At 60.8% G+C, this 4314-nt stretch carries 3 protein-coding genes and 4 tRNA genes; 2 read left to right on the top strand and 5 right to left on the bottom strand.

Going from position 1 to position 4314, the window contains the following annotated elements:
* Nucleotides 1-140: 140 nt before the first annotated feature.
* From Q0288_RS12870 to Q0288_RS12855, 4 genes are all read right to left on the bottom strand, one after another.
* Nucleotides 141-216: transfer RNA gene (locus Q0288_RS12870), tRNA-Thr, on the bottom strand.
* Between the two features lie 29 nt (nt 217-245).
* Nucleotides 246-321: transfer RNA gene (locus Q0288_RS12865), tRNA-Gly, on the bottom strand.
* 76 nt (nt 322-397) lie between these two features.
* Nucleotides 398-483, bottom strand: a tRNA-Tyr gene (locus Q0288_RS12860).
* Nucleotides 484-486: 3 nt separating this feature from the next.
* Nucleotides 487-562 (bottom strand) — tRNA-Thr (locus tag Q0288_RS12855).
* Between the two features lie 333 nt (nt 563-895).
* Here Q0288_RS12855 and Q0288_RS12850 point away from each other — a divergent pair.
* Together Q0288_RS12850 and Q0288_RS12845 are read left to right on the top strand one after the other, a co-directional pair.
* Entirely contained in the window at nt 896-2239 is a 1344-nt protein-coding gene (locus Q0288_RS12850) for an MBL fold metallo-hydrolase (protein WP_299431042.1), read from the top strand.
* Between the two features lie 40 nt (nt 2240-2279).
* The gene (locus tag Q0288_RS12845; RefSeq protein ID WP_299431040.1) at nt 2280-3146 is read left to right on the top strand and encodes a hypothetical protein; all 867 of its coding nucleotides are present in this window, start codon (nt 2280-2282) and stop codon (nt 3144-3146) included.
* A 215-nt stretch (nt 3147-3361) separates the two neighbouring features.
* On the opposite strand, the gene Q0288_RS12840 is transcribed toward Q0288_RS12845, so the two are convergent.
* The coding region (locus Q0288_RS12840) for a sensor histidine kinase (protein WP_299431038.1) at nt 3362-4314 on the bottom strand (953 nt) is incomplete at its 5' end.

Below are 4314 nucleotides of genomic sequence, written 5' to 3'. Positions count from 1 at the left end.
CGATGGTCCCCACGTTTACGTGTGGTTTGGTGCGTTCGAATACGCCTTTCGCCATTAGTTTCGCCTCCTTTGGCTGCCGCTATGGTGCATCTCCTTTTCAGGAACACACCGCCCGCAGCGGTGGACGGGCGGTGTGGGTTTGGAGCTCGGGATCGGGCTTGAACCGACGACCTCACCCTTACCAAGGGTGTGCTCTACCAGCTGAGCTACCCGAGCGCGGAGATATTCGCGCCTGGTGGCGCTTGTGGAGCGGGAAACGAGACTCGAACTCGCGACCCTCTGCTTGGGAAGCAGATGCTCTACCGACTGAGCTATTCCCGCGTCTGGCGCTTCGCGCCGCTAATAGCTGATAGCCTATAGCTTTTGGCTATCAGCTATCGGCGCACCGAAAGGTGCTTGGTGGGCAGGGGCGGATTCGAACCGCCGTACTCCGGAGAGAACAGATTTACAGTCTGTCGCCTTTAACCACTCGGCCACCTACCCTGGTGGAGCCACCCATCGGAATTGAACCGACAACCTTCCGATTACAAGTCGGGTGCTCTACCAGTTGAGCTAGGGTGGCCCGGCTTGTTGTCTTTCCGAGGGTAAGCTGTGGACAAAGGGGTCGAACCTCGTCCAAGTCGTCAGGTTACACCACACGCCAGGGGCTGTCAAGGCCGAATAAAGGCCGCAAATAGAGGCAAAACCACCCCTGGAAAAACGCCCACCCGGAGGCTGGCCCCTCGAGAATGCGGGTGTCGCAGGTCGCAGGTCGAAAGTTGACCGACAAAACAACGATGGAAGCACCTATCCTTCAACTTTTAACTTTCAACGGCTCCAGGAGTTGCGTACAGGCCAAAAACATGTCACCCCACAATCGGCAGCCCGCTTGCAAACAGTCTGGTACAGTACATTCATGCGAGTCACCCCCTTTGGCGCAGCCCAGACCGTAACCGGCAGCTGTCATTTGGTCGAACATAAAGATTTCAGACTGCTGCTGGACTGTGGGGCCTACCAGGGGGCGAACGAGGAGCGCAACGAGGAGCCATTTGGCTTCGAGCCCAGAAGCATTGACGCAGTGCTGATCTCCCATGCCCACCACGACCACATCGGGCGCCTGCCCATGCTGGTGCGGCAGGGTTACCCAGGCCGCGTGTATGTGACCGAGCCGACCCGGCTGATTCTGCCAGTGATTCTGCAAGACTCGCTGAAGTTGATGCAGGAAGAGCGCGAGCGCTTGGGGCGCAAGGGCCGTGAAACGCCACCTTTGCCCTGGGATGAAAAAGACCTGGCCGAACTCTATGGGCGCATGGAGGAGTTTACCTACTACCAGACCCGCAGCCTGGGGCCTTTCCACTACCGCCTGCGGGATGCAGGGCATCTGCCAGGGAGTGCCTTCATTCAGCTGGAAGCCGAGGGCAAGACCCTAATCTTCAGTGGAGATCTGGGGCACCGGCGCAAAGCTGTACTGCCCGACCCCGACTACCCGGCCCAGGTAGACCTGGTAATAGCCGAAGGAACCTACGGCGACCGTTCTCACCGGCCTTTTGCCGCTACCCTCGAGGAGTTCGCCGGGATTCTGGGCGAGGTGATACGCCGTGAGGGCAAGGTCTTTATACCCTCGTTTGCCCTCGAGCGTACCCAGGAGATTTTGTTCTACCTGCGTGAACTCGAGCAGCGCGAGGCCATTCCCAGCGTTCCGGTGTTTGTGGACTCGCCCATGGCTTCCAAAATCAGCGAGATCTACCCCAGGGTGCGGGACTTTTTCAGCCCCGAGGTGCAGCACATCTATTCGCAAGGCCACGACCCCTTCCGGCCCCGGCAACTCGACTACACCCACAGTGTGGAGGAGTCCAAAGCCCTTAACCTGATGAAGGGGCCGCTAATCATCATTGCGGGCAACGGGATGTTGTCTGGTGGGCGTATCCTGCACCACCTGCGCCTGGGGCTGCCGGATAGCGACAACGCGGTGATTATCTCGGGCTACCAGCCCAGGGGCGGCCTGGGTGAGCTGCTAATCCACAAGGCCGAAACGGTGCGGATGTTCGGCGAGACGGTGCGGGTACGGGCCAAGACCCATACCCTGGGCGGTTTTTCGGGCCATGCGGGTCGCGATGAACTGCTCGACTGGCTGGACAGCGAGAAACGCGTGGTGCTGGTGCATGGCGAAGCAGACAAGCTGCAAAGCCTGGGACAGGCCCTGCGCGAGCGTGGCAAAACGGCTTTCCTGGGGGAGTGGGGCCGGGCTCTCGAGGTGTAAGCCAGTCTTCTGGTACAGACCGGATGAAGGGAGGTAGTGGGTGAAAAAGGGCTTGCTGTGGCTGGGTTGGGCAGTCATGCTCCTGACCCTGGCTCAAAACGCGGTTCACTCTGTGCCCTGGGTGGTTGGGGGAGTGCAGCAGCCGGCGCTACTGCGTGTGAGCGAGCTGCGGAGCCTGCTCGAGCCCAAAGGGGTGCGTTTTAGCGAGACCGGTATTCTGGGGCGCTACTTGCTCGAGGTTCGGTTCCCCCAGACCACCAACGGCCTGTACCTGCGGATGGTCAGCCAGAACAATACTTACTATGCGGTGTTCGACGACCTCTTCATCAACCTGGCCCAGGTGGATCTGGGCCAAGGAACGCCGGTCAGGGTGACAGGCTGGGCCAGTCCCACCCTCACCATCGGGCCCACGGTCTTCAAACTGGGTACGGCCCGCAGTCCGGTCAATCCCTATCTGGGCTATATCTACCTGGCCCGCAAGCTGCTGATTGACCGCAGCGATGCCCCACCCTACCTGGCCAAACTGCTTGATGAAGATCCCAAAGCCCGGCGCTGCCTGCACGAGCTGCGGGTGAACGACCCCGCCGGAACCGTGTATGTAGCAGCCAGCCGGGTCTGGGCCGAGGCCAACCTGAAGGCACCCTACGACCAGATCCCCGACTTTTCCAAACCCGCTGGGTTCCATGTAGGGGCTGTGCAGAACGGGCGTATCCGGGTGCTCTTGCCGGGTGAGACAGCCAGCTATGCCCCCAGCCTGGATCGTTGGGAAAACGCGCGGGATCGCGAAACCCTGATTCTGATCAGGCTTTCAGGTCGAATTGTGAATCTGCAAGCCGAGTACCAGGTGGTGTTACCCCCACAAGGCCGCAGCCGGGCCGTGCGTTGCGGGCCTGAATCGCCAAGATAATTCCACGGGGGTTAGAGGGGTTTCAGGCAGTATCACGGGGGTATTCGCGACCGAAAACTTCACGGGGGGAGGCGGTTTGCATACCTTGCAGAGATGAGGTTAATCCGCGAAGGCAGTTTTCAAATTAACTGCATCCCTGGTTGCTTTGAGAACCGCCCCCTGATCACCTCCGGGTTCTGTGAATGGCGGTGTCTTCTACGGCAACCGCCCTGGAATCAGAACGGCAACTCGGCCCGCACCCTGGTTCCTTTGTCTTCCACCGATTCGACCGCAAAGCGCCCCCCCCGGGCCTCCACCCGCTCGCGCATCTGGGTCAGACCAAACCCGCCCATACCGTCCGCCGTGGCCCCGGCCCTGAAACCCCTGCCGTTATCGCTGATCTCCAGCACGCCGCCACGCTCACCCTGCGAGGTGAGCTTAACCTGTACCAGTCCCGGCCTGCCATGCTTGGCGGCATTGGTCAGGGCCTCCTGCAAGACCCGGAAAAAAACCAGCTCGGAAGCCTGGGACAGCTCGAGGTTCTCCGGAAGACTCAGACGCAAGCGGAAGCCCGCCTGCTCGGCAAAGGCGCTGGCATAGCGCCGTACCGACTCGAGAAAGCCGTAGCGCTCGAGGTCAATGGGCCGCAGGGCGAAAATGCTGCGCCGCACCTCGCGAATCTGGCCCCGCAGGGTCTCCTTAACCTGCTGTAGTTCTTCTGTGGCCCGCCTTAAGTCGGTCTGGAGCAGGCGCTCCGACAGGTCAAGCTTGAGGGCCATGAAGGCCAGGGCCTGGGCGATGCCATCGTGGATTTCGCGGGCGATGCGGTTGCGTTCTTCGGTGAGGGCCAGCTCCTCGGCCCGCAGATAGGCCTGGGCATTGCGCACAGCCAGGGCTACTTGTGCGGCCAGAAAGCGGAGAAAGGGCAGCCGCTGTCGCAGGTTTTCGGCCTCACCCTGCACCAGCAGCAGGCCAATAGAGGTCTGTTCGCGCAGCGGCACGGCCAGCAGGTGGTCTTTCACGAATACCGAATTTTCCAGGGCTTCCTTCCACTGGTTTTCGGGAACAAAAGCATGGACGGGCAGGTCAAGGTTTCGAAGCACCTGCGGCTGGAGAAAGTTTTCCTCGTCCAGAAGGAGAACCCCACCCCCGCTGGCTCCAGCCCAGTCGAGAATGCGCTCCAGCAGTC

This window comes from uncultured Meiothermus sp. (assembly GCF_937863175.1).
In the GTDB taxonomy this organism is placed as follows: Bacteria; Deinococcota; Deinococci; order Deinococcales; family Thermaceae; genus Meiothermus.
This window is presented reverse-complemented; position numbering and strand designations above follow the sequence as displayed.